General features: G+C 65.7%; 27 protein-coding genes, 1 tRNA gene and 1 riboswitch. Of the genes, 21 read left to right on the top strand and 7 right to left on the bottom strand.

Features of this window, described 5'->3' with window-relative positions:
• Positions 1 to 6: 6 nt before the first annotated feature.
• Positions 7 to 783 (bottom strand): TrmH family RNA methyltransferase, encoded by a 777-nt coding sequence (locus B7R93_RS00420; protein WP_103018886.1) that lies wholly within the window; start codon positions 781 to 783, stop codon positions 7 to 9.
• 128 nt (positions 784 to 911) lie between these two features.
• On the opposite strand from B7R93_RS00420, the gene B7R93_RS00415 reads away from it, so the two are divergent.
• Both B7R93_RS00415 and B7R93_RS00410 read left to right on the top strand, forming a co-directional pair.
• Entirely contained in the window at positions 912 to 1,706 is a 795-nt protein-coding gene (locus tag B7R93_RS00415) for a hypothetical protein (RefSeq protein WP_103018885.1), read from the top strand.
• A 208-nt stretch (positions 1,707 to 1,914) separates the two neighbouring features.
• On the top strand, positions 1,915 to 2,640 hold the full coding sequence (locus tag B7R93_RS00410; RefSeq protein WP_103018884.1) for an SDR family oxidoreductase: 726 nt from the start codon (positions 1,915 to 1,917) through the stop codon (positions 2,638 to 2,640).
• A gap of 56 nt (positions 2,641 to 2,696) precedes the next feature.
• Here B7R93_RS00410 and B7R93_RS00405 read toward each other — a convergent pair whose 3' ends face one another.
• Positions 2,697 to 3,023 (bottom strand): hypothetical protein, encoded by a 327-nt coding sequence (locus B7R93_RS00405; RefSeq protein WP_103018883.1) that lies wholly within the window; start codon positions 3,021 to 3,023, stop codon positions 2,697 to 2,699.
• A gap of 119 nt (positions 3,024 to 3,142) precedes the next feature.
• On the opposite strand from B7R93_RS00405, the gene B7R93_RS00400 reads away from it, so the two are divergent.
• The 16 genes from B7R93_RS00400 (at position 3,143) to B7R93_RS00325 (ending at position 19,034) form a co-directional block, all read left to right on the top strand.
• On the top strand, positions 3,143 to 4,279 hold the full coding sequence (locus B7R93_RS00400) for a TRAP transporter substrate-binding protein (protein ID WP_103018882.1): 1,137 nt from the start codon (positions 3,143 to 3,145) through the stop codon (positions 4,277 to 4,279).
• Between the two features lie 108 nt (positions 4,280 to 4,387).
• Positions 4,388 to 5,035 (top strand): uracil-DNA glycosylase, encoded by a 648-nt coding sequence (locus B7R93_RS00395; RefSeq protein WP_103018881.1) that lies wholly within the window; start codon positions 4,388 to 4,390, stop codon positions 5,033 to 5,035.
• Between the two features lie 136 nt (positions 5,036 to 5,171).
• Positions 5,172 to 6,107: an ABC transporter ATP-binding protein gene (locus B7R93_RS00390; protein ID WP_103018880.1), complete on the top strand. Its 936-nt coding sequence runs from the start codon at positions 5,172 to 5,174 to the stop codon at positions 6,105 to 6,107.
• A complete protein-coding gene (locus tag B7R93_RS00385; RefSeq protein WP_157942138.1) occupies positions 6,104 to 6,937 on the top strand; it encodes an ABC transporter permease subunit in 834 nt (277 codons plus the stop codon). The genes B7R93_RS00390 and B7R93_RS00385 overlap by 4 nt, the downstream gene beginning before the upstream one ends.
• Before the next feature lie 28 nt (positions 6,938 to 6,965).
• Positions 6,966 to 7,667 (top strand): DUF2461 domain-containing protein, encoded by a 702-nt coding sequence (locus B7R93_RS00380; RefSeq protein ID WP_103018878.1) that lies wholly within the window; start codon positions 6,966 to 6,968, stop codon positions 7,665 to 7,667.
• A 253-nt stretch (positions 7,668 to 7,920) separates the two neighbouring features.
• A complete protein-coding gene (locus tag B7R93_RS00375) occupies positions 7,921 to 8,880 on the top strand; it encodes a helix-turn-helix transcriptional regulator (protein WP_103018877.1) in 960 nt (319 codons plus the stop codon).
• Between the two features lie 148 nt (positions 8,881 to 9,028).
• Positions 9,029 to 9,418 carry a hypothetical protein gene (locus B7R93_RS00370; RefSeq protein ID WP_103018876.1) on the top strand — a complete coding sequence of 130 codons (390 nt, stop codon included), beginning with the start codon at positions 9,029 to 9,031 and terminating at the stop codon, positions 9,416 to 9,418.
• Between the two features lie 98 nt (positions 9,419 to 9,516).
• A riboswitch (cobalamin riboswitch) is annotated at positions 9,517 to 9,864 on the top strand.
• A gap of 218 nt (positions 9,865 to 10,082) precedes the next feature.
• Entirely contained in the window at positions 10,083 to 12,059 is a 1,977-nt protein-coding gene (locus B7R93_RS00365) for a TonB-dependent receptor plug domain-containing protein (RefSeq protein ID WP_103018875.1), read from the top strand.
• Between the two features lie 81 nt (positions 12,060 to 12,140).
• Positions 12,141 to 13,244, top strand: coding sequence for a YncE family protein (locus tag B7R93_RS00360; RefSeq protein WP_232797858.1), 1,104 nt, complete (start codon positions 12,141 to 12,143; stop codon positions 13,242 to 13,244).
• 46 nt (positions 13,245 to 13,290) lie between these two features.
• Positions 13,291 to 13,833: a DUF6580 family putative transport protein gene (locus tag B7R93_RS00355; RefSeq protein ID WP_103018874.1), complete on the top strand. Its 543-nt coding sequence runs from the start codon at positions 13,291 to 13,293 to the stop codon at positions 13,831 to 13,833.
• A 21-nt stretch (positions 13,834 to 13,854) separates the two neighbouring features.
• Complete coding sequence (locus B7R93_RS00350) at positions 13,855 to 14,799, top strand: cobalamin-binding protein (RefSeq protein WP_103018873.1); 945 nt, start codon at positions 13,855 to 13,857, stop codon at positions 14,797 to 14,799.
• Positions 14,800 to 14,825: 26 nt separating this feature from the next.
• Positions 14,826 to 15,056, top strand: a complete 231-nt coding sequence (locus B7R93_RS00345) for a (2Fe-2S)-binding protein (RefSeq protein ID WP_103018872.1) — start codon at positions 14,826 to 14,828, stop codon at positions 15,054 to 15,056.
• Positions 15,057 to 15,379: 323 nt separating this feature from the next.
• Positions 15,380 to 16,129, top strand: coding sequence for a PIG-L deacetylase family protein (locus B7R93_RS00340; RefSeq protein ID WP_103018871.1), 750 nt, complete (start codon positions 15,380 to 15,382; stop codon positions 16,127 to 16,129).
• Between the two features lie 127 nt (positions 16,130 to 16,256).
• Entirely contained in the window at positions 16,257 to 17,315 is a 1,059-nt protein-coding gene (locus tag B7R93_RS00335; RefSeq protein ID WP_103018870.1) for a sensor histidine kinase, read from the top strand.
• Between the two features lie 96 nt (positions 17,316 to 17,411).
• Entirely contained in the window at positions 17,412 to 18,158 is a 747-nt protein-coding gene (pgl, locus tag B7R93_RS00330) for a 6-phosphogluconolactonase (RefSeq protein ID WP_103018869.1), read from the top strand.
• A gap of 459 nt (positions 18,159 to 18,617) precedes the next feature.
• Complete coding sequence (locus tag B7R93_RS00325; protein ID WP_103018868.1) at positions 18,618 to 19,034, top strand: co-chaperone GroES; 417 nt, start codon at positions 18,618 to 18,620, stop codon at positions 19,032 to 19,034.
• 33 nt (positions 19,035 to 19,067) lie between these two features.
• On the opposite strand, the gene B7R93_RS00320 is transcribed toward B7R93_RS00325, so the two are convergent.
• The 5 genes from B7R93_RS00320 to B7R93_RS00300 form a co-directional block, all read right to left on the bottom strand.
• Positions 19,068 to 20,897, bottom strand: coding sequence for a protein kinase family protein (locus B7R93_RS00320; RefSeq protein WP_103018867.1), 1,830 nt, complete (start codon positions 20,895 to 20,897; stop codon positions 19,068 to 19,070).
• Positions 20,898 to 20,914: 17 nt separating this feature from the next.
• Positions 20,915 to 21,628: a protein phosphatase 2C domain-containing protein gene (locus B7R93_RS00315; protein WP_232797857.1), complete on the bottom strand. Its 714-nt coding sequence runs from the start codon at positions 21,626 to 21,628 to the stop codon at positions 20,915 to 20,917.
• Between the two features lie 135 nt (positions 21,629 to 21,763).
• Positions 21,764 to 22,630, bottom strand: a complete 867-nt coding sequence (locus tag B7R93_RS00310; protein WP_103018865.1) for a vWA domain-containing protein — start codon at positions 22,628 to 22,630, stop codon at positions 21,764 to 21,766.
• Positions 22,631 to 22,732: 102 nt separating this feature from the next.
• Positions 22,733 to 23,551 (bottom strand): tetratricopeptide repeat protein, encoded by an 819-nt coding sequence (locus B7R93_RS00305; RefSeq protein ID WP_232797856.1) that lies wholly within the window; start codon positions 23,549 to 23,551, stop codon positions 22,733 to 22,735.
• 62 nt (positions 23,552 to 23,613) lie between these two features.
• Positions 23,614 to 24,801 carry a DNA polymerase III subunit gene (locus tag B7R93_RS00300; protein WP_103018864.1) on the bottom strand — a complete coding sequence of 396 codons (1,188 nt, stop codon included), beginning with the start codon at positions 24,799 to 24,801 and terminating at the stop codon, positions 23,614 to 23,616.
• Positions 24,802 to 24,983: 182 nt separating this feature from the next.
• Between B7R93_RS00300 and B7R93_RS00295 the strand changes: the two genes are divergently transcribed.
• From B7R93_RS00295 to B7R93_RS00285, 3 genes are all read left to right on the top strand, one after another.
• Complete coding sequence (locus B7R93_RS00295; RefSeq protein ID WP_157942137.1) at positions 24,984 to 25,202, top strand: hypothetical protein; 219 nt, start codon at positions 24,984 to 24,986, stop codon at positions 25,200 to 25,202.
• Between the two features lie 88 nt (positions 25,203 to 25,290).
• A tRNA-Met gene (locus B7R93_RS00290) sits at positions 25,291 to 25,364 on the top strand.
• A gap of 649 nt (positions 25,365 to 26,013) precedes the next feature.
• On the top strand, positions 26,014 to 26,397 hold the full coding sequence (locus B7R93_RS00285; protein WP_103018862.1) for a response regulator: 384 nt from the start codon (positions 26,014 to 26,016) through the stop codon (positions 26,395 to 26,397).
• Positions 26,398 to 26,522 lie beyond the last annotated feature (125 nt).

Raw genomic sequence — 26,522 nt, 5'->3', positions numbered from 1 at the left:
GCCCGCCTACGGTCGCTCCTCATCCCCGAGCTTCCGCTCGATAATCTGCTCCGCATTGTTCACACTGCGGAGGCAGAAGCGAGCCTCCAGGCGAGCCCGCTCCGCATCACTGAGATCGGCGTGGCGGCCCTGGCGGTCGATCCGATCCTGCTGGGCGTGGTAGAGTGCCACGGCCGCCGCCACGGACACGTTGAAGCTCTCCGTGAAGCCCGGAAGCGGCACCTCACAGGCCGCGTCGGAGGCGTCGAGCATTGCATCGGTCACTCCTGCCTCCTCGTTGCCGAAGACGAGCGCCGTGGGCTCGGTAAAGTCCAGATCTCGAATCGGCACCGTGTCTGCATGTAGGTGCATGGTTACAACACGGTAGCCGGCGTCCTGGAGGTGTGCGGCACAGGCCTTCGGTGCATTCCAGTGCCATACGTCGAGCCAGTGCTTCGCGCCCTGGGCCGTCCGCTGAGAGTGCTTGTACCGGTCGTGTTCGCCCCGCACCACATGCATGTCCTGGTGCCCCAGCGCCTCCGCTGACCGCATGACGGCACTCACATTGCCGGTGTTCACGAGCCCCTCCACCACCGGCACCACGGTGCGCGTCCGGCTCCCCACGACGTCTCGAATGCGCTCCAGCCGCCGCTCTCGCATGTGAGGCCGAAGCAGCCCGACGATGCGCCCGGGCGACAGGCGCACGTCCCCGATCGTGAAGGGATCGGTCTCAACCGGCGGCGTTCCCCCCGCTGCGAGCAGCCGGTTCATCTCTTTCTCTGCGTCGACCTGGTGATGGCTCATGAATCCTGGAATGCGACCGAGCGTATTGAAATTGTGTTGAGAACCCAAATCTCTCGTGTCGTGTCCGCCGAGCGTCTCCGGACACATTGGCTTATACCGCACCTCCCTTGACTCACTCCCACGCTGCCATGTTGCACCGCCGTTCGGTCACCGTCGCCCTTTCTCTTGTTTTTTCTCTCCTCCTCGGGGCCGTCCCGGCATCGGCCCAGTCCGTCGCCTCAGTCGTCAGCGATATGCAGTCCGTTTACGACCGGCAGATGGAGACGGTCGATACCTACATTGTAGAGACCAACCTCTACACCTCTTACCACCAGAAAGACATGGGGGACGACGGACCCACCTACCGAACGCAGACGCGGCTGAAGGGGACGGACGCCTCCTCATTTGCCGCCAACACCACCCCGTCGGCGGCCTACGGCCTGCAGTTCGACCGCCTCAAGCAGCACGCCACGTACGCAGGAACCGAGGCCATCGATGGCGTACGCTGCCACATCCTGCAGGTCGACAATCCCTCCGCCGTGAACCCCAATGTGGAAGAAAACGCAACGAGCATGACCTATTACATCGACGCCGAGCGGCACGTCCCCGCTCGTATGGTCGTGGAGACCGCCGCGTCTGATTCACAGGAGGCCAACCCGTCGTCGGTCACCGTGCGCTTCAAAAGGTACGAGACGACCGACGGCCTCACCCTCCCGCATCGGATGGAGATTCAGCTCAACGCGAACATTTCCGACAAACAGCGCCAGCAGATGCAGCAGATGATGGAGAAGATGGAGCAACTGCCGGAGCAGCAGCGCAAGCAAATGGAGCAAATGATGGGCGACCAGATGAACATGATGAAGCAGATAATGTCTGGCGACCCAATTGCCATTGAGGTACAAAGTGTACAGGTGAATGTGGAATTGCCGGGGGATGTATTTTAGCGAGCAGCCGGTGCGGGACATCCTTCCACACGACCCGTCCCCGTTCCGTGGGGGCCGCGTCACAGCCATCGACAATGGGGGGTGAGATCCTCGGCTGCGTGGCGCGCAAAGGATCCATTTCCGAAGTAATCACTGCTCAGCGGCAACCCCATTCGGGCCCAGGCGGTAAAAGTTCGTACCGTCATCTATAATCCAATTCTTTGTTCCTATGGACTTGACCGACGCCGTCGCCGTGGTTACCGGCGCCAGCAAGGGCCTTGGCGCCCACATTTCTCGCACACTCGTAGATCGGGGCACCGCCGTTTACGGCCTTGCCCGGAGCACCGACAAGCTCCAGGCGCTACAGAACGACCTGGGGGACGCGTTCAGGCCCGTCTCGTGCGACGTCCGGAAGGAAGACGCGGTCGAGGCGGCCTTCGACACCGTCGATGCCGAGGCCGGCCCCCCAGACGTGCTGATCAACAACGCCGGGCTCGGGCAGTTTGGCCCGGTCGACGACCTCGACACCGACGCCTTCGACGTGCAAATGGACACGAACGTGCGGGGCGTCTACCTCTGCACCCGCGAGGCGGTCCCCCGCATGCGCGACCAGAACGAGGCGACCGGCTTTGGCGGACACATCGTCAACATCGCCTCCATCGCAGGCCTCCTGGGCAACCCCAACATCAGCGCGTACAACGCCAGCAAGTTTGCCGTGCGGGGCTTCAGCGAAGCGGTAATGAAAGAGGTGCGCGAGGACGGCATCCGCGTGACGTGCCTCTACCCTGGCTCCGTCGAGACCAACTTCTTTGACGTGGCAGGGGTCGACATGACCGAAAACCCGCTCGACCCCGACGACGTCGCCGCGACGGTCCAGCACGTGCTGGAGGCCCCGGCGAACCATCTCATCTCGGAGGTCGTGATGCGCCCGCTTCGCCCGCACCGCGAGGAGTGAGCGCGATGCGGCGCTCGTGGCGGTCGAGGAAGTCCCGCACGCATCCCGGATTCCCGCTACAGTTCTAGCTCCCCGACCGATTCGGGCGTTGGGGCATCACTGGGCGTGTAGACGCCATTGGCCCGATCCGGCTCGTCCTGCTCGATGAGGTAGTAGCCGAGCAGGGCGACGCCCGCCCCCATGAGCAGCACCGCGTAGGCCACCGGCGACTCGAACGAGAGTGCGAGGAGGTCGACGAACAGGCCCCGGAGCCCGGCATGGGCTGGGCCGAAATCTCGCTCCTGCTCCTCATTGTTGCGGGGGCAGGTGCCGGACTCGTGTGGATGCCTCCCAGCCTCACAGGGCTCCGGCACGGCCTCGACGAGCCAATGTTGGCACTCCAAGTCATCTCCGCAGCGCGTGCGGGCGAGGCCGCCCCGAGGACGGGGTTGCGCCGAGGTCCACTGGCTTCTATACTAAACGGTCCCTTTCACACGCCCCGCACACTGATTCTGCCCTCCCCATGGAACGCCGCGACTTTGCCCGGAAAGCCCTGCTCGGCGCCGCCGGGGCCGGCCTTCTGACCGGCTGTGGCGACGGCGAATCGTCGGCCAGCGACGGCGCCCCCAACGTCCAGACGAACCCACAGGTGCGGTGGCGGCTCGCCTCCAGCTTCAGCCGCTCGCTCGACACCATCTACGGCGCGGCCGAGGTGCTGTCCGAGCGCCTGAAAGCCCTCACGGACGGCAACTTCGAGATTCTGACGTACCCGGGCGGCGAGCTGGTGCCCCCCCTTGAAGTGCTGGGCAGCGTGCGGAACCGGACCGTCGAGATGGGCCACTCGGCCAGCTACTACTTTATCGGCAAAAACCCCGCGCTGGCGTTCGACTGCACCGTCCCATTCGGCCTCACGGCCCGCCAGTACAACGCCTGGGTCTACTCCGGCGGCGGAATGGACCTCCTGCGCGACCTCTTCGCCGACTTCAACATCCTCAACCTGCCGGGCGGCAACACGGGCACACAGATGGGCGGCTGGTTCAACGTGGAGGTGGGCTCCCTCTCCGACATGAACGGCCTCAAGATGCGCATTCCGGGAATGGGGGGCAGTGTGATGAGCGAGATGGGCGTCAACACGCAGGTCCTTCCGAGCGGCGAGATCTACCCGTCGCTGGAGCGGGGCGCGATCGACGCGGCCGAGTGGGTGGGGCCCTACGACGATGAGAAGCTCGGCTTCCAGGAGGTGGCCCAGTACTACTACTACCCCGGCTGGTGGGAGCCCGGGCCCGCCCTCACGTTCTACGTCAACCGGGACGCCTACGACGAGCTGCCGACGCAGTACCAGGAGGCCCTCAAAACGGCCGCCGCCGAGGCCAACGTCCGCATGATGGCCCAGTACGACCACAAGAACCCCGCGGCGCTCGACCGCCTGCTGGACGAAGGCACCACCCTCCGGCGCTTCCCCGACGAGGTGATGGGCCGGGCGCAGGAGATTACGACTCAGATCCTGGAGGACAAGGCGTCCGGCAATGGGCAGTACCGCAAGATCTACGAGGCCTACAAGGACGCCCGCGAGGACGCGTACCGGTGGTTCGGAACTGCCGAGATGGGCTACGCCGACTTTGCCTTTCCCCGTGTCGACAACACCGCCGGGTCTGCCTGATCCGCGCCCCCGATGAGGCTCGCGAATGCACCTCATTCACGCAGAGCTTCGGGGGCACCACTCTCACCGTTCTCCCACACCCTCTCCGTCTTCCCCCTGTCTCCTCCGATGCTTCCCGCCGTCTGGGACCTCTTCGACACGCACGTCTTTCCGGCTGCTTCCACCGACGAGCTGTTCAACCCGTACCGCGACCGCCGGGACGATCTCGACGGGCCTGAGGCGCCCGCCCATCGCCGCGACAACCTGCGGCAGTACCTGTCGTGCTTCGACGAGGCGCCGCGGCTCTTTCTCCTGCTCGAAGCCCCCGGCCCGTGGGGCTGTCGCTTCTCGGGCGTGCCGGTCACGAGCGAGTCGCAGCTCACCGACCCGGACTTTCCGATTGACGGGGGGGCCACGAGCCAGAAGGACGTGCCGATCACCGAGTACAGCGCATCCATCTTCTGGCGGGTGCTCCAGCCCCACTTCCCCCACTTCTTCGTCTGGAACAGCCTGCCCCTCCACCCGCACGACGCCGGCGACCCGCTCTCGATCCGCACACCCCGCCGCTCGGAGGTGCGCGACTGGCACGAGCTGTTGCGCGAACTGCTCGACGCCCTCGAGCCCGACCGGACCGTGGGCGTGGGCCGCAAGGGCGAGCGCGCCCTCGACGAAGTCGGGGCCGATCCGACGTACGTGCGGCACCCCTCGCAGGGCGGCGCGAACAAGTTCGAGGCGGGGATCGAAGACATCGTGGCGGAGATGGGCCTCGGGACGTAGCCCCTTGCGGATTGCGTTTTTCGAATTTGCCCCGACAAGAACGCCCCCCCTTGCTGAACTACTCATCCACGACCCGAGTCGCACAGACTTCGCACCGCGACTCCCTGTTTTCTTTTCGACCGGTCTGACCTTGGACATGGCAGCGATCGAACTGGAGGGAGTCACGAAGCAATTCGGGGACGTGACTGCCCTCGATGACGTCAATTTCACCGTCGAGGAGGAAGAGATTTTCGGCTTCCTCGGCCCCAATGGTGCCGGAAAGTCCACCACCATAGACATCCTGCTGGACTTCGTCCGGCCAACCGAGGGGAGAGCGAAGGCATTGGGGTTCGACGCCCAGCGCGAGAGCCTGGCGATCCGGAAGCGCACGGGCGTGTTGCCCGGCGCCTGTCAGGTGTACAACCGGCTCACCGGTCGGCAGCATGTTCAGTTTGCCATCGACTCGAAGGGCGTCGACGACGGCCCCGAGGCACTCCTGGCCCGCGTGGGCATCCAGGACGCGGCCGATCGGCCCGCGGGGGACTACTCCCAGGGGATGCGACAGCGCTTGGTGCTGGCAATGGCGCTCGTGGGCGAACCCGACCTGCTGGTGCTGGACGAACCGACCACTGGCCTGGATCCCAATGGCGCCCGCGAGATCCGCCGGATGATTCGGGAAGAGCGCGACCGTGGTGCGACCGTGTTCTTCTCCAGTCACATCCTTGAGCAGGTCGAGGCCATCTGCGACCGGGTCGCCATCCTCAACCGCGGCCGGATCGTCGCCGTCGACACCATCGAGGGCCTGCGGAAGGCCTCGGGGGCGAGCGAGACGTTGTCGATTGCCGTCGTCCTCATTCCAGAGGGAGTGATCGAGGCCGTTGAAGCTGTTGAAGGGGTCCGCTCCGTGGGGGTCGAGGGAGACGTGGTGACCGTCCACACCGACGGCGGAAACAAGACTGCCATTCTCCATGCACTGGAGGACTGCGGGGCGGAGATCCGCGATTTCACCACCCAGGGCACCTCCCTGGAAAAGCTGTTTGCCCACTACACCAAGCATCAGGAGACCGTCGTCACCGGGGGTGATTCATCGTGAGTTGGACGACCGTTGCTCGCAAGGACTTCCATGACGCCCGCCGGTCGCGGGTGCTGTGGGCGCTTTCGGCGACGTTCCTGGCGCTGGCCATGCTGGTGGCGGGCCTGTACGCGTTCGTCCCCGCCATAACCGCCGAGCCAAGGGTATCGACGATGGGTCTGCTCGGCTTTCTCGCCTCGCCGGTGACGCTCTTCGTCGCCGTCGCCTCGGTAGTGGCGTGCTACAAGTCCGTCGTGGGCGAGACCGAGAGTGGTTCCGGCAAGCTCCTGTTGAGCCTGCCCCATACCCGACGCGACGTTGTTCTGGGAAAGGTCGTGGGCCGCGGCCTCGTGCTCGCAGTCCCTGTCGCGGTTGGTCTTTTGTCCATGCTCGCGGTCGTGTTTGCCGGAGGCGTTCCGTTCTCCCCGGTCGAATACGCCGTTTTTGTCGTCGTCACGCTGTTTTACGTTCTAGCGTACGTGGCCGTCTTCGTCGGCGTCTCCGCAATGACCACTTCCACCACCCGGGCGGCGACGATCAGTGTCCTGCTTCTCGTCGTCTTTGAGGTCGCGTGGGACGTCGTACCCCTCGGAGCGTGGTTCGTGGCCAGCGGTTTCCAGGTGCCCAGCGGATTCTTGGCAGGCAACTTCGGGGCGAGGCCGGACTGGGTCACGTTTCTGTTCCAGCTTCCGCCCAGTGGCGCCTACCAGAACGCCATCGGCGGATTCCTCTCCGGGTCCGGCTCGGAACCGTTCTTCCTGACGAACTGGTTCAGCCTGATCGTCCTGGCACTCTGGGGGCTGGTCTCACTGGCAATCGGAGATGCCGGGTACCGGCGGGCGGACCTGTGAACTCATACTCCGAAAACGCCAACAGCACATGGCCGAACTGTTCTCCCACCCGCCGTTCCCGGGCTTCCGCCCCGAGGCCTTCGGGTTTCTCCGCGCCCTGGCCGCCAACAACGACCGCAACTGGTTCAAGGCGCGCAAGGAGACCTACGAAGCAGAACTCAAGGAGCCGTTGGAGCTGTTGCTAACCGACGGCGCGCGGCGCCTCGCCGACACGGACCTCCCGCTGACCGCCCACCCGACGGATTCGCAGTTCCGCATCTACCGGGACATGCGCTTCACCGAGGACACGACGCCGTACAAGACGCACGTGAGCGGCGTGTTCGACCGCTCGGGGCACCGCGACAAGAACGGGGTCGTCTACGTGCACGTAGAGCCGGATTCCTGCTTCCTGGGGGCGGGCTTCTACCAGCCGAGCGTGTCGTACCTTCGCCCCGTTCGGGACCGCATCGCGGCGGAGCCGGAGCGGTTCCTCACGCTTCTCGACGAGATGAAGGCCCGTGACCTGCCGGTTCACAGCATGGAAGACACCCTTACGGGCATGCCGAAGGGCTTCAGCGATTATCGGGACGCCCCCATTGCCCCGTATCTGAAGTGGAAAAACTACGTGGTCAAGCGGGACTACCCGGACGAGGCCCTCCAGTCCCCGAACTTTGCCGGGGAGGTCGTCCGCATGGCCCAGGATGTTCAGCCGCTTCTTGAGTTTGTCTGGGCGGTAGAGTCGTCGTCCTAGGTCGGCCTCTCACCTCGATGTCGTTCAGCCCCCAATGCTTCCCTGTACAGATACACCACATCTGTGAGAGATTAACCGACGCCGTGCATTCCTGGCTTTCCTTCTAGGGTCAGCGGCAGCGGAGCCTCCATCACTCGACAAAGCTTTCGACATGCGATTGCCCTGCAGCACAAGAACCGGGGGATGAAAGTCCGGCGTCCGTTTGGTTATCTTGGCGAGTCCGCATCGCTGTTGCGACTCCGCTCCATCGCCCATGACGCCCTCCGAACGTTGGCCCGCCATTCTGCTGCAACTGGAGCCTGACGCCTGGACGCGTGCGGCCGACCTGGCCCGTGCCCTGGGCGTCAGCGAGCGCACCGTCTACCGCGACGTGCAGGCGATGGTGGAGGCGGGCGTGCCGCTGCAGGGGGTGCCGGGCAAGGGCTATCGACTGCCCGACGACTACCTGCTCGCCCCGATCCGCCTGACGCGCGACGAGGCGGTCATGCTCGTCCTGGGCAGTGCCTACGCCGCCCGCAACTTCAGCGGCCGCTACCAGGCCGCGGCCCGGGCGGCACAGCACAAGATTGAGGACGTGCTCCCGCCCGACGACCGGGAGCGGGCCCTGTCTCTGCGCGGAAGTGTGCCCCTGGTGCCGCCCAGCGTCTTTGGCGACTCGACCACGGACGGCCTCCTCCGGCAGGCGCGTCACGCCCTCGTGGAAGAGCGGACCCTGATGGCTAGCCTGGCACACAGCTCCGGCAACGGCACCATCACGCGGCAGATCGACCCGTACGGCCTGGTGCGGCAGGGCGGCGCGTGGCACCTCGTGGGGTACGGGCACGACCGCGACCGCGTGGTCCACCTCCGGCTCCAGCGGATCCGCGAGCTCGAGATGACGAACGCCGCCTTCAAGCGCCCGGCCAGCTACGGGGCGCGTTCTCAGGGCCCCGCCGCCCCGCCCCAGCGACGCGTCCGGGCGGTCTTCGCGGAGCCGGTGGCCGCGGACGTGCAGGTGCCTCCCTCCGTCGAGGTGGAGGCGCGGGAGTCCCTCTCCGACGACCGGCTACTGGTCACGCTGAACGTCGACCACATGCTCGAAGTGATGCCGTGGCTTTTGAGCTGGGGACGCCACGCACGCGTGCTGGAGCCACGGGCCCTTCAGGAGCGGCTGGCCGCGGAGGCCCACGCCGTGGCCGACCAGTACGAGTCGGTGCCCACACTGCTCGACTAGCCCCACCGGTTCTCTCCTTTTCTACAACCCTGGACTTCAAAAGCCTCCCTTGGTCCACCACCAATCTCGTCCACCGCTTTGTGCAACAGGAGTGAAGTCGTCGACATACAATTCGACGTATTGATGCCTTACCCCCGGACCGACGCCCATGTCCCTCGTCCCCCTGGTTGCAGTCGTCATGGTCTTTGCGATTCCCATCCTGGGCATTGCCCTGGCCGGGTACAAGGAATGGCTCACGTTCAAGACCAAGCACCGGGAACTGGGCAGCTCCACGCGGGTGGTCGAGGACCGGATCGACGGGCTGGAGGATCGCCTCGCCCGCCTGGAGGAGGAACGGGAGGCTCTTCAGGAGCGCGTGCAGAATCTGGAGACGATTGTCACCAGCGAGGCCTGGATCGCCGAGCACGACGAGTCCACCGACCTTTCGCCCCTGAGCGACGCGGCGGACGGCCGTCTTGAGCCCCCCAACGGGGACGGCACGATGCCGAGCGACGCGGAGCACACCGCCGAACTGGCCCGGCGCCTCCGTGGACGATGAGGCCGTCGGCCCCTCAGACGAGACCACGAAAGATCTCGTGAAGGGATTGTGCTTGACCACGCCGAGCGTCTACATTAAAACTGTACTTGAAGCCTGTTCTTTTACACACGTCACAGGTTCTCGCCCAGTGCTTGCCGGGCGAGATGAAAAGGGAACCCCAGTGCCGCCACGGTACACCCTGAGGGACTGACATCGTTTTGCCGCTCCACTCAGTCATCCGCCGGGGCCAGTCTGGGGCTGTACCCGCAACTGTGACTCGAACAATGGACGTGCGCTGGAGGCGATTCGCCACTGCCCGACCGAGTGCTCCCGGCAACGGCCGTCGGGACAGCTCGTCGTGGCGGGAAGGAGGATCGCCACGCATGTGCGTCGACCACGCGATGCCGCGTTCTCTGCGGCCCGTGGGTTCGAGGAGCCAGGAGACCTGCCTGTGTGCGTGACGGGAATCCCGACCGCCATCGTGGATTCTCTCACCGCCAACAACCTCCGGGATCTGAGGCTTGTGGCGTGCCTGCCCTGATGATGGCCCTCGTCGCTCGACGCGTCTCCCCCGTGGCGGACGCCGACACAGCCCCGTCTATCCCTTCTGTAGTGGACACCGGGGTGCATTTCGTGGGTCCCGTGCAGCCGCCCGAGCCTCTCTGCGGAGGTAAGGGCTTTTTCTATGGTTGCACGCGTCGTACTTCTCGCTTCGGTCCTCCTTCTGCCCCTCTCTGCGTGGGGCCAGGGGTCCGCCCCCGCCGACACGACGTGGCGCCCGCCGGTCGTTTCGGGGACGCCGGACTCGTCCATCGCGATGTCCGTAACCCTTCCCGAAGTGACTGTAGAGGGCATTCTGGATCGCGCCTCCTCCATCCCCGCGGCCGCCCACGTCACGACCCTCGACGCGGACGCCGTGGCCGAGAGCGGCGCGCAGTCGGTGGCCGACCTGCTATCGATGCGCTCCGGGGCCTTTGTAAAGCAGTACGGAAGCACGGGTCTCGCCAGCCTCTCGATGCGGGGCATGGGCGGCACGCAGACGCAGGTGCTGCTCGACGGCCTTCGCGTTGCCAACCCGCAAACGGGCCAGGTAGACCTGTCGCTGCTCCCCACCCTCCTCATCGAGTCGGTCGAGGTGCAGCACGGGGCCGGATCGGCCCGGCACGGCTCCGGGAGTCTGGGCGGCACCGTGCACCTCCGCACGCTGCGCCCACAGACCGATCCGCTCCTCCGCGTGGCGGGGGGCGGGGGCGCGTACGACGAACGGCACGTGTCGGCCCTCGCAACGGGCGGGCGGGGCTCCTGGTCCGGGCTGGTCGCGGGGCGCTACTACCGCACGGACGGCGACTTTCAGTACCAAAACTCGTTCCTGGTCCCCTCACAGACGCTGCGACGGGACGGGGCCGGGGCGCGCACGCTGAGCCTCTTCGGGCGGGGCATGTGGCGGGGCGAGGACCGGCAGTGGCGCCTGTCCGGGTGGTGGACAAAGGCGCGGCGCGGCCTTCCGGGTCCGGCCAGCGCACGCAGCGGCGGGGCCCGTCAGTGGGACGAGCTGGGGCGGATCTGGACCGAAGGCACCTTGCCATTGGGCAGGGGCACCCTCGACCTCTCGGCACGGGGCCAGCGCTCCCGCCTCCGCTACCACAATCCCCCGACCCAAACCGACCGCACGACCGTCACGACGGCCACGGAGGCGAACGCCGAGTTGCGCTATCCCCTTTCGTCCCTCGGGTCAATCACGGCGGGCACCACGGTCGGCTACGACCAGGCCTCCCTGAACGAGGGCGTCGACCGCCTGTCGGGGGCCACGTTCGTGGATGCCACGCTCTCATTCGCACCGTTTGAGCTCCAGCCGGCGGTGCGGCTCGACGCCATTGGCGCGAACGGGGAGCCGACCGTCGTGCCGAGCCCCCGCCTCGGCGTTCGTTGGCGGCCGCTCGACGGAGACCGTCTCACCCTCCGCGGCCTCGTGGGGCGCGCCTTTCGCTATCCCACCTTCAACGAGCGCTACTACGAGCCGGGGGGCACCCCTGGCCTCCAGCCCGAGGATGGGTGGACCACAGAGGGCGGCGTGTCTTTCCGCCTCACCCGCGCCGACGCCCTGCTCACCGCGGAGGCCACGGCGTTTGCCACGCGCCTCACCGACAAGATTGTGTGGCGGCCCAGCTACGAGATCAACGGCGTGCAGGTGTGGAGCCCGTCCAATGTGTCCCGCGTCTACAGCCGGGGCCTGGAGCTGAGCGTGCGGGCCCGGCGCCAGTTCCGGCCCAACCTTACGGTGTCCGGCGGCAGCCACTTCACACACACCCGGGCCGAAAACCGGGCGAATCCCAACTCGCCGGCCTACGGCGCTCAACTGCCCTACGTCCCCCAGCAGACGTGGAAGCTCTGGTCCCGCATGGAATGGCGAGGACTATCGGTCTCCGCCACGGGTCGGCTCGTGGGGACCCGCTTTTATTCAAGCGACGAGTCCAAGTCTCTCGCGCCGTACCAGACGGTCGACGTCCGGGCCGCCTACGAGTGGTCGTTCAATACAGGGCGGCTCGCCCTGGAGGCGCAGGTCAAAAACGTGCTCGACCGCCGCTACGAGATTATACGGCTCTATCCCATGCCCCCCCGCCACGCAACCCTCCGACTTCGGTTTTCTCTTCCTTCTTCTTGAACTCAATCGATGATGCGCTTCTCTTCCTCCTCCGCTCCTACATCTCGTCTGAACGTGCGGTGGCGCCGGCCAGCTGTGTGGATGGCCCTCCTGGCCGTCGCTACGCTGTCGCTGACGGGCTGCGACCTCTTCGGCTCGAATGATGACACACGCCAGATAACCACGGACGTGGTAATTGCCAACTCGGGCAACTTCAGTGCCCAGGACGGCTCCCTCACGCTCTACAGCCCATCAGACTCCACGGCCACACTTAATGACATCAACGTGGCGTTCATCAATAGCCTCGCCCTGCACAACGACCGCCTCTTCGTGGTCGACAACACGCAGGCCGACAATGCCGGCCGAATCACAACCTTCGACACCGATCAGTTCGGGCCAATTGGGCAAATCTCGAACCCGCGCCCCCCACGGTATATCGCGTTTCCGTCGGCGGACAAGGGATACGTCTCCAACCTCAGCCGTTTCGACGAAAACTTCAATCCCAAGCCGAGCACTGTGTCGGTGGTCGACCTGAACAACAACTCGGTCACGGAACGAATCGACGTGGGACGGTCGCCACAGGGCATCGGCGTTGCCGCCGGAAAGGCGTTCGTGGCAAATGCCGCGGACGGGACCCTCTCGGTGCTCGATGCGGACGCCGACACCGTAAATACGACCTTGTCTTTCTCCGGCTGTGCCGGTCCGAAGAGCGTATTTGTGGATGCCGAAAACGACGTGGCCGTGGTGTGCCAGGGTGGGGCCGAACAGTCGTCTACGGTGCTGTTCTTGAACCCGATCGAGGAGACGATCAGGGACCGCGTGGCGCTCGGCGCCCCCATTGGCTCGGCGAACGGGTCGCAGTCAGCGTACTATTCGCAGGGAGCCGAGGAGCTGTACGCCATCAGCGGCAGCGGGGCATTTGGCAGCGGAACCGGCGAGATCTTCCGGGTCAATACCGACGCGAACGCGCTGGACGGTAGCTTCACAGTTCCACAGGACGACGGGCTGATTGGCATTACGGCGGTCGGCTACGACGACGTAACGCAAGACCTGTACGTGACACGCCTTCCCATTGGCGACGCTGGCGGACCGCTCTTTTCGGCAGACGGGACCGCGCTCGTCCTCGACCGAAGTGGAAACGAAGTCACACGCTTCGAAACGGGGAATAGCCCGGGCCACATTTCCTTCTTGCGCGATGAGCAGTAGGCCCTCTGCGCCTCCGTTTCCACCCGCACACGTCCCCAACGCTTCCATGATGTCTCGCGATCGTCTTGTCCGCTTCGCCGTTCTCACCGGCATCGTCCTGCTCGCCGCGGCCGCCCGCCTAGTGCCCCACCCGCCCAACGTCACGCCCATCGCCGCCCTGGCGCTGTTCGGCGGGGCGCACTTTGCGAACCGATGGGTGGGCCTCGGCGTGGCCCTCGTGGCCCTGCTGCTGGGCGACCTCGTGATCGGCTTCCACGCGCTCGTGCCGTTCGTCTACGGCGGCTTTGCGGCCATTGGATTGCTCGGCTTCGGGCTGCGGTCGACCCGGAGCGTGGGGCGCGTCGCCGGGGCCACCGTGGCCGGGTCGCTGCTCTTCTTCCTGATCACCAATTTCGGAATGTGGTGGCTGTTCCACACCTACCCGCCGACGGCCGCCGGCCTCTGGGCCTGCTACGTCGCCGGCCTGCCGTACCTCGCCAACAGCCTCGCGGGGAACGCCGTATACGTGACCGTGCTGTTCGGCGGGGTCGCCCTGCTGAAGCGGGCGGTGCCCGCTCTTCGATCGGCCCCGGCGTCCGCCTCGGCGTAATGCGCATCGCGTTCCTCTCCCATGCCCCGCATTGTGTCCCTCATCCCCAGCGCCACCGAGATCGTGGTCGCCCTCGGCCACGGGGACGACCTGGTGGGCCGCTCGCACGAATGCGACCACCCGCCCGGCGTAGAGGCGCTGCCTGCCCTCACCGCCCCGAAGGTGCCGCTCGAGGGATCAAGCCGCGAGATTGACGACCGGGTGCGGACCCTACTCGACGAGGCGATGTCGGTCTACGACGTGGACGTGGAGCGGCTGAGTGACCTGCGGCCCGACCTCATCCTCACCCAATCGCAGTGCGAGGTGTGCGCCGTGTCCCTGTCAACGGTGGAGCAGGCGGTGGCCGACCGCATCGAGGGCAATCCGGCGGTCATGGCCCTGGAGCCACGGTCCCTCGCGGACGTGCGCAGTGACATTCGGCGCGTGGCCGTGGCCCTCGGCTGCCCCGACCGCGGCGACCGGTGTGTCCAGCAGATGCGAACCCACATGCGGGCGGTGTCGCGCGTAGTGGCCCCCGCCCACTCGTCCGACCGCCCCACCGTTGCGGCCCTGGAGTGGATCGATCCGCTGATGGGGGCCGGGGGCTGGGTCCCAACGCTCCTGGAGGCGGCGGGCGGAACGCCGGTCTTCACCCGACGGCGCGCCGACCTCGACGCCCTGCACGACGCCGACCCGGACCGCATCGTCGTCATGGCGTGTGGGTTTGGCCTGTCGCGGACGGACGCAGAGATGGACGGTCTCCGGACCGACCCACGGTGGACCGCCCTGCGGGCCGTGCAGACCGGCCACGTGTACCGGACCGACGGGAATCACTTCTTTAACCGGCCCGGGCCCCGGCTGGCAACCTCCCTCGACATTCTGGCCGAGATTCTCCACCCGGACCGCTTCCACGCCGCGTTCGATCGCTCTCATCGAAAAACGGCCTGGCGGCGCGACCCGGCCCCGGCTCCCGCCTCGACTCGGTAATCGCTCTTCATCCCGAGCCTTCAACAATGACCATCGATCGCTGCTACTGCTACGCGCAGACCTTCACGGCCCTGAAGACAGTGGCGGGAGACACGGGAGCGGACTCGATTGAGGAGCTCCAGGCCCACGTCACCTTCGGCGAAAACTGTGAGCTCTGCCATCCCTACGTGGACCGGATGCTAGAAACGGGGCAGACCGTCTTCCACGAGGTGATCGAGGCGGACGAGGAGTCCGATGCAGGGCCTGCCTCATCCTAAGTAGCCCCGAAGACATACGGTTGCGCAAGAGTCGTTCTGAGCGACCGCCGAACAGTGAGAGGAGGGCGTTGAAAAATCTCTTTGAATCAAGCGGAAGCTGCTCATAGGGGTCGCTCCCCCTTCTTCCGAGAGATTCACTCCAGGAGCACCCGGTCACTGCGCCCCCAGCGCCTCGACTCCGCTTCGCTCTGCTCGGAATGACGGGTTTCAAAGTTGTTTTGCCGACCTACGTAGTGCCCCTTGCATCACCGTCGCGGCGACCAAGCGGGCGACTCGTGCATAAGAGAACGCGCGTCGTCTTTCAAAACGTGTCTCTTGCCCCGATGGCATCCCTATTGTATATCTTTCCCCATCCCGACGACGAGTGCTTCGGGCCAGTGCCCGCCCTCGCCCGGCAGCGCCGCGCGGGCCACGAGGTGCACCTGCTGACCCTCACCCGAGGGGAGGCAACGTCGCAGCGGGAGCGCCTCGGGTACTCGAAGGACGAAATGGCGGCGGCGCGCTACCAGGAGATGCAGGACGTGGCGGACACCCTGGACCTCAACTCCCTGACGGTGTTGGAGTACCCGGACGGGGGGCTTGCCGAGCTTAACCCACTGGTCCTGGAGGACGAGATCGTGTCGTACATTCACACCTACGAGCCGGACGTGGTCGTCACGTATCCCGTCCACGGCATCAGCGGGCACCCCGACCACCTCGTCGCCCACGCCGTCGTGAAGCGTGCGGTGTGTGCCCTCCGCAGGGACGGAGCGGCCGCGCCGCGTCGCCTTGCGTTTTATGCGCTTTCTCCCGCTCCCGACGACGCAGACCGGCCGGCCCACCTTTCGCACTCGCCCCCAGCGCTCATCGACTGCCAGCTCCCAATTCGGGACGAGGACCTGGAGACGGGGCGCGAGGCCCTCCACTGCTACGAGACGTACCGCCCGGTCATCGAGGAGCACCGTCCCCTCGACACCATCGGCGACCACGTGTCGTTTGAGGTATTCGCCGAAAGGCACGACCCCCCCCTGTCGTCACTCCTCGACCGCCTGCCCACCCTCGACGACAAGAAGGGCCTCCCGGGGGCCCCATAAGGGGACTCCCGAGACGGATTTCAGTTTGTTAATGCCGCTCGTCCCCAGATCGAGGAACGCAGGACTGGGCCAAGGAAGTATGAATTGACCCCCCTCGCCACACACTTCCGACAGCCGTGCACAGCCTGTGTCACTTGTTCCTCGGCTTCCCCCATTCGTAAGTCGCCTGGGCCTCAAAATTGGGGGCACCGCGGGTGCCGTCGCTGGGCTCGGCGTGGGGCTGGTGTCGAGCGTCTCGGTCGGCGTCGCCGTTCTCTTCGGGCTGGGGACCGCAGCTCTCACCTACGCCGCGAGCCACGTCTGGCTCCACCGTCGCCTCCGCCACCTTCAGTCCGTACTGCACGAGATCCGCACCCACCAGTTCGACGCCCAGACGCCCCCCTCCGGCCCCCACGACGACGAGCTGAGCACGCTCCTCTGGGAGGTCTACCGCACGGGCCAGAGCCTAGAGACCGAGATCCGGAAGCTGAAGGAGATGGAAAGCTACCGGCGCGAGTTTATCGGGAACGTGTCCCACGAGCTTAAGACCCCGATCTTCTCCGTCCAGGGCTTCGCCGAGACCCTGCTCGACGGCGCCCTCACCGACGACTCGGTGAACCGCACATTCCTCAAGAAAATTCTCCACCACGCCAACCGCCTCGACAACCTGGCCCGGGACCTCTCCACTATTACAAAAATCGAAACGGAGGAACTGGACATGTCGAGCGAGGCGTTCGACGTCACGGAGCTGTTCGACACCGCCGTCGAGTCGGTCGAATTTCGGGCCGAGGAGACGGGAATCATGCCCCGACAGAAGGTCGCGCCGGACCTTCCCCAGGTTTACGGCGACTTCGACCGTCTCCGCCGAGTGCTCGTAAACCTGGTGGACAACGCCATCAAGTACAACGCGGAGGGCGGCACTGTGCAACTGGAGGCCGAACCCGAAAACGACGAGGTCGTGATCCGCGTGATGGACGATGGCATTGGCATTTCGCCGGACCACTTTCCCCGCCTTACCGAGCGCTTCTACCGGGTCGACAAGAGCCGGTCCCGCAACCAGGGCGGAACCGGGCTGGGCCTCGCCATCGTGAAGCACATTCTGGGGGCCCACGACCGCGAACTCCACGTTGAAAGCGCGCCCGGCGAGGGCTCTACCTTCTCTTTCACCCTGCCAACTTCGCCCCAGTCCAGCCTGAAGCCGGCTTGAACCGTTCATAACGCCCTGCTCATCCGGGACGATGCAGGGCGTTCCCGACTGGCGGACGGTCCCGGACACTTCGCTTCCCAACCCCACACATCCAACATGGGCTCCTCCTCTTCCATCCTCAACCGATTTCCGGACCTGGAGGCCCTGAGCCGGGCGGCGGCCCAAGACTTGACCACCGACATCCACGAGGCCCTCCGCACTCAGGACCGCTACACTCTTGCCCTGGCCGGGGGCAGCACGCCACGCCGTCTCTACGAACTCCTTGCGGCGGAGGCCGAGGGCACACTGCCCTGGTCCCGCATCCACTTGTTTTGGGGCGACGAACGGTTCGTTCCCTTCGACCATCCGAACAGCAACGCCCGCATGGCAACCGATGCCCTCGTCGATGCGGTTCCCATTCCGCCCGATCAGGTGCACCCCATCCCCACCCACCTGACATCCCCCGACGCGGCCGCCAGGGCCTACGCGGAGACCCTCCAACGCTATTTTCCCGACCGCTCCGCAACGTTCGACACCGTTCTTCTCGGGCTCGGGGGCGACGGCCATACCGCCTCCCTCTTTCCTGAAACCGGCACGGCCGAACAGCGTCGCACCGACGAGGCGTGGGCCCGAGCCGTGACCGCTCCTCCTCGTCACGAGGTTTCTACTCGCCTGACGTGCACCCTGCCGGTGCTCAACGGCGCCCGGCGTGCCCTTTTCCTCGTGGCCGGTGAGGGGAAGCAGGACGCCCTCGCCCGCGTGCTCGACCAGACTGATTCTTCTCTTCCGGCCGCGCAGGTGCACCCCCGCGGCACACTGCTCTGGTACGTGGACGCGGCGGCCCGCCCCCGCTCGTCGGAATAAACAAGGGCACGTGAGCCGCTCTTTTGGCCCCCGTGGACTCGCCCACGTGCCCCCACAAACCCGTCGACACTGGGGCGGGGCTCGGGGCAAGTTCAACAAAAAATTGTTAACCCCGAGTGCACCCAGTTTGAACAAACCGTACGTTCTCGTACACTTGAAGCCAAGAGATTCACCTTTTTTCTGACTTCTGGTCCCTCCACTCCCCCACCATGGAGAACTCGGTTGACCGCACGATCCGGCTGATGACCATCGCTGCGGGCATTGTGGGCCTTCTCGTCTACGTCATTTTCCAGTTTGTCTAACTCAGGACATCTCGGTCCGTCCAGGCTCGGCACCGAGGAGACGTATGGTTTTTGTGCAAACCTTGGGGGAGCATGAACCTGCGCCCAACGGCCTCGTTAGGACTGTCGCCTTTTTTGTTCTGCTCCCCGTTCTCTCTAGGAGTCCACGCTTCCGTTTATGGCGGACCTGATTGTCGTTGGCGATCGCGTTCTCATTGAGCCACAGACTGGCGAAGACAAGACGGACACCGGCCTCGTGCTTCCCGCGTCGGTGTCGCAGCAAGGCGAGGTTCTGAGCGGTCGGGTCGTAAAAACCGGCCCGGGGTACCTGACCCAAAACCCCGAGTACAGCGAGAGCGAAACCTGGAAGGAGTCCGAAACGCCCGTCCGGTACCTGCCGCTCCAGGCCAACTCGGGCGACTACGCCTTCTTCATGGGCAACGAGGCAATCGACCTGCGCTACGAGGAGACAAACTACATGATCGTTCAGCACAACGCCATTCTGGCCCTCGTGCGCGGCGACGATACGCCCGAGGAAGAGCCGTCGGATACGACGATCGACGACCTGGAGGACCTTTGGGACGAAGACGAGTAGTGTGAGGCAGCCGTCAAGTGAGGGGACACTTGTCTACCCTTGTGTCCACCACGAACGGTCGTCCTCAACCGGCTCGGGCACCGGTGCACGGTCATCAGACGTCCCCACTTCGTGTGGGCGCGACGGTTCGGGAGGCGCTCCCGTCCGGTCCGGGAGCGCGGCGAGCCGGAGCAGGAAACACACGTAGTGCCCAACGCTCAGGTTCGGCATCTCATCGAGCCGTTCCTCGATGCGCTCGAGCTCCGTCCGCTGCGTCTGGATCTTTTCGCGGGTGCGGCCGATCTGATCACCGAGGTCGTCAATCCGGTGCTCGATGTAGCGCTGAAGACGTCGCTCCTGGGCCGGCGATAACGCATCCGGAATCTCGTCGGCGTACCGTTCCTCCAGGGCCGCCCGCCACATCTTGAGCCGGGCACGGGCCCGATCGCTGATGCGCCGCACAGCGTCGACGGCCGCCGGCGTAAGCTCCGAGGCAGTGCGTAGATTGGCGGCCTTCAGCCGCACGACGTGTTTGTGGGTGAGTCCCTCGACGTCCCGCACCTCCTCGACAAAGTGGTGCTTGAGACGATCGTGTAGCACCTGCTCTTGAATCTCCCGCAGCCGCTCCTGCCGCCGCTCGGCCATGGACGTGCGCAGCTCGTCGCGCTTCTCTTGCAGGCTGGCCACTTCGCGTTCGAGCTCTTGGATCGTGGACCGGAAGCGGTCGGCCTCCTGCTCCAATCGGCGTCGGCGTCGGACGAGGGAGAGGCGGCGGTACCGCGTCGCGACGACTCCCGCCCCCACGCTCGCTCCTGCCAAAAGCACCCCGGCGGCGACGAGTCCCCTTCCCACCCCAGCCAGCCCAAGCGCCATCCCCACCCCCCCAATTGTTACGGGAAGGAAGACGCGGGCAGCCGTGCTTCGCTCCCCCGTGTCGCGCCCCCGCTGGGCGTTGGACCGAGACACCGAAACCTGACTCGGCTCCAGGCGGCCGTCCCGCACGGCCGGCAGGGGCGGCACGTCGGCGGGCTCCACGTAACAGGCCGTCCGCAGCGCGTCCGACAGCGCGCGAAGGGGCTCGATCTCCCCTAGGGCACCGAAGAGAGGCGACTCCTCCGGGGCGTAGAAGTCAGCATCCCGAAAGAGCAGGTTTTCCCCGGTGTCGTACTCGTCCCACAGCTCCGGCCGCACGGCGCAGGCTCGCAGGGCGGTGTAGATGACGAGCCCGGAAAAGCAGTCGAGGGCGGGCCCGAAGTCAGCGTCGGTGCGGTCGGGATGCTGGTAGTTGCGGTGCCCCACCTCTGCGCTCGCCCGTCCCTTCAGCGCCGGCACGTACATCGTGTCGTAGTCCACGAGCCGAAGCCGCAGCGCCTCGCCCGCCGTCTCCACCAATACATTTCCGTGCTGAAGGTCACCGTGGGCCAGGTCCATGGACTCCAGGTCCGCCATGAGGCCGGCCCAGGCCTCCGCCAGGCGGTCCAGCACGCCGGGCCGGTCGAGGTGCTTCTCGGCAAACCGGTTCAAGGGAATGCCTTCCGCCCACTTCATCTTGAGCAGTGGATATGCCTCGCCCCGCACCGAAATGCCCTCCGGCTGGTAGGCAAACTCGACAAACGCATCGTGGTCGATCCCCTCCAGCACTTCAGCGACGGCCTCGTACCGGGCCTGCTGGTCGGGCATTTCCGCCAGGAAGCACTTGACGGCGTAGCGCCTCCCCGCGTCCGTCGTCATCGGAAAGACCGCGGCAAACGATCCGGTGACGGGCTGCGGCAGGCCGAGCGCGTTCGTCCGGGGCGTGCCGTTTTGGAGCTCGGAATCCGCGAACGCCACGGCGGGGGCCTGGAGGGCCTCTTGGTACTCACTCGGGGGGGGATAGCTCGGCATAACGGCGCGTCTCGTCGCTACGATCGGTTCGGCGGGGCCGGCGAGGCCTCCGACCCTGCGTCCGGCGTCTCGGCAATACGCATGATGAGAAGCGTGGCGTCGTCGTTGCGGAGCATCTCCTCGGTGCGCCCCTGCTCTACGGCTCGTCGAAACTGTGTCTCGTCCCACGCTGCCGCGGCCGCCGGTCCGACAGACGACTCCGGGGCCAGAAGCCAAGCGGCAACGGCGTCGGTGGCGAGCACAAAGACGTCGCCCGCGCTCCATGATCCGGAGGTCGCCTCGGGCGTGGGCAGCGTCTGGCCCGGGCGACTGGGCACGAGGGCGGGCCGGTTCGTAAACGCATCGGCCGCTCCGAACGGCCAGCTCTGCACAGGGGCTCCGTCTCGTACCCGAAAGAGGCAACCGTCGCCGACCGACACGGCGCGCCACCGCCCGTCGGCCCGCAGTGATAGCCCCAGCAGCGTGGCAAAGGCGCCCTCCGCCGCCTTCGCCCCCACGTACCAGGGGCCCTCTTCAGCACGCGCACGGACCGCCGCCCGCCACTGCGCCTGCCAGTCCGGCACCGCCCGGCGCAGGGACTCGGGGGTGGAGGCGCCCTGCTCCACCACGCCGCGCGTCAGGCGCTCCGCCCACTCCTTGGCGAAAGCCGACTCCGTTGCCCCGTCGGCCACGGCGAGCCGAGCCGGCCACGCCTCGGCCCGAACGGACGCCGCGTCTTCGTAGGCGTCCATGCGTCCGCCCCCTTTCGGCACGGCCAACACACAGGCCTCCCCCGTCGCAGGGGCTCCGTGGGAAGAGTCGGGCCGTGGGGGCGCACTCATTGACGCTTTCGGCCAGTTCACATGCCGGACGAGATCACCATCTCCCTACCGCAGATTGCTCGGCCGCGTGCCAATCTCCAGGAACGTGACGAGCGAGACCGGGTCGGCGTTGAAAATAAACCCCCGCGTGTCGAGCGTGACGCTGTAGCCTTCCTGCTCCGCGGCCGATCGCATGGAGAACGGCAGCCGGCTCGACATCTGGAAGAGCACCTCGGCGTACTCGTCGTCGTTCGGCACCCCGTCGGTGGCGGACGGCAGTTCCACGGGCGGTTCTTCCGACGCGGACAGGTGGATGTTGAAGAGCAACACCTCTCCGTCGTCGGTCGCGAACGAGCGCAGCTCTTGGGCGTAGCGGAGCGGGTCCCCGTCCGTGGCCTCGCCGTCGGTCACGTTCAGGACGATGGGGGGAAAGCTGTGCGGGTGCTGGTCGATCCAGTCGCGCACGGACTGGGCCGCCAGGTCGAGCGCCTGACACATGGGCGTTCCGTTCTTGGCCTGCGGATCGAACCAGATCGGTGTTTTGACCCGCGTCTCCGTCGTGCCGCCCTCCCCATCGTCCACCTCCGTCACCCGCTGCTCCATGCGCTGGGGCCGGTCGGCAAGGTGACTGATGGGGACGAGACCGGTGCCAGGGGCGTACTCCTCCGTCGGCTGAACGAGGCGCTGCACACGCTGCCCGTAGCCAACGACGCCGACGTGGAAGTAGTCGCGCACGCCCTCCTCTTTGGCGCACCGTAGCACCAGGTTCTGCAGAAGGTCGTTCACCGTGTCCGCCAGCACACGGGCGCGGCTCGGGGCCGCGTCGCCCGTCTTCTCGGCCCCGCCGAAGGGCTCTTGCATCGACGCCGACTGGTCGAGCAGGAACAGGATTGCAGTGGGCTGCTGACGACTAATTGCGGCGGAATACGGCATGCAAGCAAGGAATTGCGGGACGCAAACGACGGCTCAGAAATGGCATCGACCGCCCCGGTCGACGTTCCAGACACGCTGTTAAAAACGATCGATGCCTTCTCCTCAAAGGTCCTCAAGCAGCCGGCGCGCTTCGTCCTTGTAGTCCGGATCGAACGGCTCTTCGACCGGCCGGTCGAGGACCGCCTGCAGTTCGCGCCGCGCCGCGTCCGGCCGATCCATTTGCAGATACGTCTTGCCCAGCTCAAGGTGATGAAGAATCCGGTCGTGCAGCTCAAGGGCCCGCTGAAAGTCCCGAACGGCCTGGTCGATCGAGGACTCGGGGAGCCCGCCGTAGACGGTCTTCACGAGGGCCCGCTGAAAGAAGCCGATGTTTTCCACCTCGCGGTGCCAGCGTCCCCGCGTGTGGTAGGCCCCATCGAGCGTCGAGTCGATCGCGAGGGCCCGGTCCGCGTGGCGCTTCACCGCACGGGACCGCTCGATGCGTTCCCGGGTGCCGGCGTCCAGGGCCGCCCGCCCCTGCGCCACCGCCATCGCTAGGTGGGCCCGAGCACTGGTCGAGTCCGTCGCAAGGCCAGCCTCCGCCACGGCAAGCGCATTCTCGTAGTACTGCGTCCGTACGTCTTCGTCCTCGGTGGACTGTCCGATGTCGGCGTATGTGTAGGCGAGGCGCCACAGCACCGCAACCCGGTCGGGGGCGTGCTGGCGCAGGGCTTGAAGGCGCTTCTGCGCGGCCTGGAAGGCCCCTGCCCGACGCAGACTGTCGACCGCCACAAGAGTGTTCTCGGGAGCTGAGTCGGCCGCACCGGTGGACTGCGCCAGTGCCGATGACGTCCCCCCATGCCCCCCCACCAGACTCACCAGGAGGAGCCCGACCACCGGCCCCAGGCGCCCAAACGAAGACACGCAAAACAGACGACTCACGGCGCAAGAGGGCGTGCTACGACTGGGTCAATGAGATCCGCCCGGGACGTCGGAGGGAGTCCTTAGGCGGGCGTTGGTCGTTCTGCCTCGGAGAGGGGAACGTAGAGGGTCTCGACCGCCTGCCCGCGCATCGCCCGGGCCAGGCCGTGAGCGAGGGCGGTGAGGACCAGCGCAACACGCACGTTGCGTTCCGCCAGCTCCATCGCCTCTTCTACGAGGGTCACCATCCCCTCCAGGTCGGCGTCTGGAAGGTTGTTGCAGAAGCGAGCCACGGCCTCCTTCTGATCCACATTTACCAGGGGAGCCTCCTCCCCCATCGTACGGTACAGGAGCAGGTCGCGCATCCAGCGCAGCATGAGCCGGAGCACGCTTTTCACCCGCTCACGGCCCTGGCTTTTGAGTTCTTGGATGCACGAGTCGAGCGACTCCACCTGTTGCGTGTAGGCCGCCCGGAAGTAGTCGAGCACCAGCTCACGGCTGGTCATCAGGGCATCGTTCTCTGCCAGTTCGAGGGCCCGGCTGTAGGAGCCGTCCGCCATTCGTGACAGCATCGAGGCCGCGTCCGGCTCCATGCCGTCGCGATCCACGAGGGCCTGTTCGATCGTTTCTGGCAGAAGCGGGTCGAACCGCAATTGCTGGCACCGCGACAGAATGGTGGGCAGCAGCTGCTCGGGCCGATTCGTGGTGAGCAAAAAGACCGTCTGCGGGGGCGGCTCCTCCAGCAGTTTTAGGAACGTGTTGGCCGCCTCCTCCCGCATCTTTTCCGCGTCAATTAGGATGTTGACCTTGTATTGCCCCTCCCCTCGCGCCAGGCTCATGGGCTGGATGATGTCCTGCCGCACCTGGCCAATGCGGTAGTACACCTGCTGGTTCGACGTCTCGGAGGGATCGGAGAGAGAGGGGCGACGCACGTAGTCGATGGCCGCGTACGGATTGTCGCCAAGCCGCCGGATCCGTTTTCCCATGTCCTCCTCGTCACGGTCCTTCTCCTGGCTCCACGGATGAGGGAGGTTGACGTGCACGTCCGGGTGCACCATACGCCGGGTCTTGCGGCAGGTGGGACACGCGTCACAGGCCTCGTCGGCACACTCGGGGCACTGCAGGGCGCGGGCCATCTCGTAGGCCACGGTCCGCTTGCCAACCCCATCGGGGCCGTGCAACAGATACGCGTGGGCCACCCGCTCTTGGGCAAGGGCCCGACGCAGCGTGTGGACCACCCGATCCTGATCGAGAACGGAACTCCAGGCCATCGGACGTGCGTGTGGGGTCATGCAGAAATTAAGGGAGGAGGGCAACGTACGACTCAAAGCCTACGAGGACAACCCTACACCGAAGCAAGACCTGTGTGATGGGCCCCGAACACCGCCGCCCAGGCCGCGTGAGACAGGACGACATCCTCGCATCTCCAACGGCGCACTTTCCCCTCTGTCCTGTGGACTCCCACCGCGGTTTCCAGTTTCGTGCGTACCGCCCCGACGCTCCCCACACCGAAAAGCGGGCCCTCCAAGCCACCCGGGGACGCATCACCCTTTTCGTGGAGGTCTCGGACGGCGAGCTGCCCAGTGGCTGGCACCTACGCGATGTGCTGCGCCACGAGATCAACCGCCTGATGGACCCGGCGACGCTCCGGCACGTTGATCATCTCAACTAGTGAGGCTTTGGCCGTCCACCACTTCTTCACCACGTCCAGGAAACACCAGGCGTGCGTGTGATCATACAAACGTCTGTCATTCGACCACGGCGCGGTAGCTCAGCTGGTGAGAGCGTCGGATTCATAACCCGGAGGTCGAGGGTTCAAATCCCTCCCGCGCTACCCTTCCCCCTGCTTGGCACACGCCGAGTGGGGGTTTCGATTATACATCACCGGTGGTTCTGCAGACGTTCCCATCCGACTCTTGTTGCGAACGGGCGTTGTCTGAGGTGACCGCCCGGCCTGGGGCTGCTGATCGGCATCGGAAGCCTTCTCACCGAAGTCGCTCTTGGGCGTCCGTCAAGCCTGCCCCAACTGGATGCGGTTGGGAGACTTGCCATCGGGGAACCTACCGTTGGCAACACATCCGGAAAAGTGTAGGGGTCTATCGGTCTCGTCTGTTGACCCTGTCTCTCCCTGCGTGGGGACGGTGCCTCCCCCCGAGTCTCTATCCCCACGTACCTGACAACAGCCGCCCATCGGGGTCTCCTCGGACACATCGGGCGGCCTCTGCTCACGAACCACGCGGCGAGCCTCCAGACTGCCCAACAGGAGTCTCCCCAACAGGAACTCAGAACCTGTTTCATTTCGCGCCTCGGGGCGCCGACCGCAGCATGAGGCATCGTCCTGCTGGCTTTGGTGTTGTTTCTGACATTGTTTGCCAAAAGCGCGTTTTGAGACAGTAAGTTTGCAAGGAATGGAACGATCCCCGCAAATCATATATTTCGCCCTGTAGATTTCATGTCTTCTGTGGCTAAACCGTAGCCCCTTTATGGGTGCATCCGACCCCCCTCGGATTCTGTCGGTCGAGGACAACCCGGACACACGCCTGCTCCTGGAGCACACGCTGCAGGGCGACTATGACATCACCCTTGCCTCCAGCGTGGAGGAGGCCCTAGACCACATGGCGGCGGAGTCATTCGACCTTCTCCTGCTGGACATCAACCTCAGCGAAAAGGATGGGGGCGTGGAACTCCTCCGCACAATTCGTGATCGGGAGTCCCTCGACGACACTCCGGCCGTCGCGGTTACGGCCTTTGCCATGCCCGGCGACCGGGATGACTTTCTTCAGAAGGGGTTCGATGAGTACCTTGGCAAGCCGTTCACCCGCGACAGGCTGGTGGACACCATCGAAGACGCCCTGTCGGCCACGTAAGCAGTCTTGAGTTTCGACCGGACGATCTGGCCCGGTTCAGAAGCTGTTTGGTGGATTGATGTTCAGCCGACACGAGCGTAGCGACTGACGAGGCCCAGCCGAGTACACACAGTGGGCGAAGCTGC

This window comes from Salinibacter altiplanensis (genome assembly GCF_002894645.1).
Taxonomy (GTDB): domain Bacteria; phylum Bacteroidota; class Rhodothermia; order Rhodothermales; family Salinibacteraceae; genus Salinibacter; species Salinibacter altiplanensis.
The sequence above is the reverse complement of the archived record's forward strand: the minus strand, read 5'-3'. Positions and strand labels throughout refer to the sequence as shown.

Excerpts from the sequence above, each read along its gene's own strand:
- B7R93_RS00320 (WP_103018867.1), bottom strand. The coding sequence starts at position 20,897 with ATGCCGAGCTATCCCCCCCCGAGTGAGTACCAAGAGGCCCTCCAGGCC.
- B7R93_RS00355 (WP_103018874.1), top strand. The coding sequence starts at position 13,291 with ATGATGTCTCGCGATCGTCTTGTCCGCTTCGCCGTTCTCACCGGCATC.
- B7R93_RS00415 (WP_103018885.1), top strand. The coding sequence starts at position 912 with ATGTTGCACCGCCGTTCGGTCACCGTCGCCCTTTCTCTTGTTTTTTCT.
- B7R93_RS00410 (WP_103018884.1), top strand. The coding sequence starts at position 1,915 with ATGGACTTGACCGACGCCGTCGCCGTGGTTACCGGCGCCAGCAAGGGC.
- pgl (WP_103018869.1), top strand. The coding sequence starts at position 17,412 with ATGGGCTCCTCCTCTTCCATCCTCAACCGATTTCCGGACCTGGAGGCC.
- B7R93_RS00310 (WP_103018865.1), bottom strand. The coding sequence starts at position 22,630 with ATGCCGTATTCCGCCGCAATTAGTCGTCAGCAGCCCACTGCAATCCTG.
- B7R93_RS00285 (WP_103018862.1), top strand. The coding sequence starts at position 26,014 with ATGGGTGCATCCGACCCCCCTCGGATTCTGTCGGTCGAGGACAACCCG.
- B7R93_RS00390 (WP_103018880.1), top strand. The coding sequence starts at position 5,172 with ATGGCAGCGATCGAACTGGAGGGAGTCACGAAGCAATTCGGGGACGTG.
- B7R93_RS00350 (WP_103018873.1), top strand. The coding sequence starts at position 13,855 with ATGCCCCGCATTGTGTCCCTCATCCCCAGCGCCACCGAGATCGTGGTC.
- B7R93_RS00370 (WP_103018876.1), top strand. The coding sequence starts at position 9,029 with ATGTCCCTCGTCCCCCTGGTTGCAGTCGTCATGGTCTTTGCGATTCCC.
- B7R93_RS00365 (WP_103018875.1), top strand. The coding sequence starts at position 10,083 with ATGGTTGCACGCGTCGTACTTCTCGCTTCGGTCCTCCTTCTGCCCCTC.
- B7R93_RS00315 (WP_232797857.1), bottom strand. The coding sequence starts at position 21,628 with ATGGACGCCTACGAAGACGCGGCGTCCGTTCGGGCCGAGGCGTGGCCG.
- B7R93_RS00420 (WP_103018886.1), bottom strand. The coding sequence starts at position 783 with ATGAGCCATCACCAGGTCGACGCAGAGAAAGAGATGAACCGGCTGCTC.
- B7R93_RS00300 (WP_103018864.1), bottom strand. The coding sequence starts at position 24,801 with ATGGCCTGGAGTTCCGTTCTCGATCAGGATCGGGTGGTCCACACGCTG.
- B7R93_RS00380 (WP_103018878.1), top strand. The coding sequence starts at position 6,966 with ATGGCCGAACTGTTCTCCCACCCGCCGTTCCCGGGCTTCCGCCCCGAG.
- B7R93_RS00345 (WP_103018872.1), top strand. The coding sequence starts at position 14,826 with ATGACCATCGATCGCTGCTACTGCTACGCGCAGACCTTCACGGCCCTG.
- B7R93_RS00360 (WP_232797858.1), top strand. The coding sequence starts at position 12,141 with ATGGCCCTCCTGGCCGTCGCTACGCTGTCGCTGACGGGCTGCGACCTC.
- B7R93_RS00375 (WP_103018877.1), top strand. The coding sequence starts at position 7,921 with ATGACGCCCTCCGAACGTTGGCCCGCCATTCTGCTGCAACTGGAGCCT.
- B7R93_RS00400 (WP_103018882.1), top strand. The coding sequence starts at position 3,143 with ATGGAACGCCGCGACTTTGCCCGGAAAGCCCTGCTCGGCGCCGCCGGG.
- B7R93_RS00395 (WP_103018881.1), top strand. The coding sequence starts at position 4,388 with ATGCTTCCCGCCGTCTGGGACCTCTTCGACACGCACGTCTTTCCGGCT.
- B7R93_RS00325 (WP_103018868.1), top strand. The coding sequence starts at position 18,618 with ATGGCGGACCTGATTGTCGTTGGCGATCGCGTTCTCATTGAGCCACAG.
- B7R93_RS00340 (WP_103018871.1), top strand. The coding sequence starts at position 15,380 with ATGGCATCCCTATTGTATATCTTTCCCCATCCCGACGACGAGTGCTTC.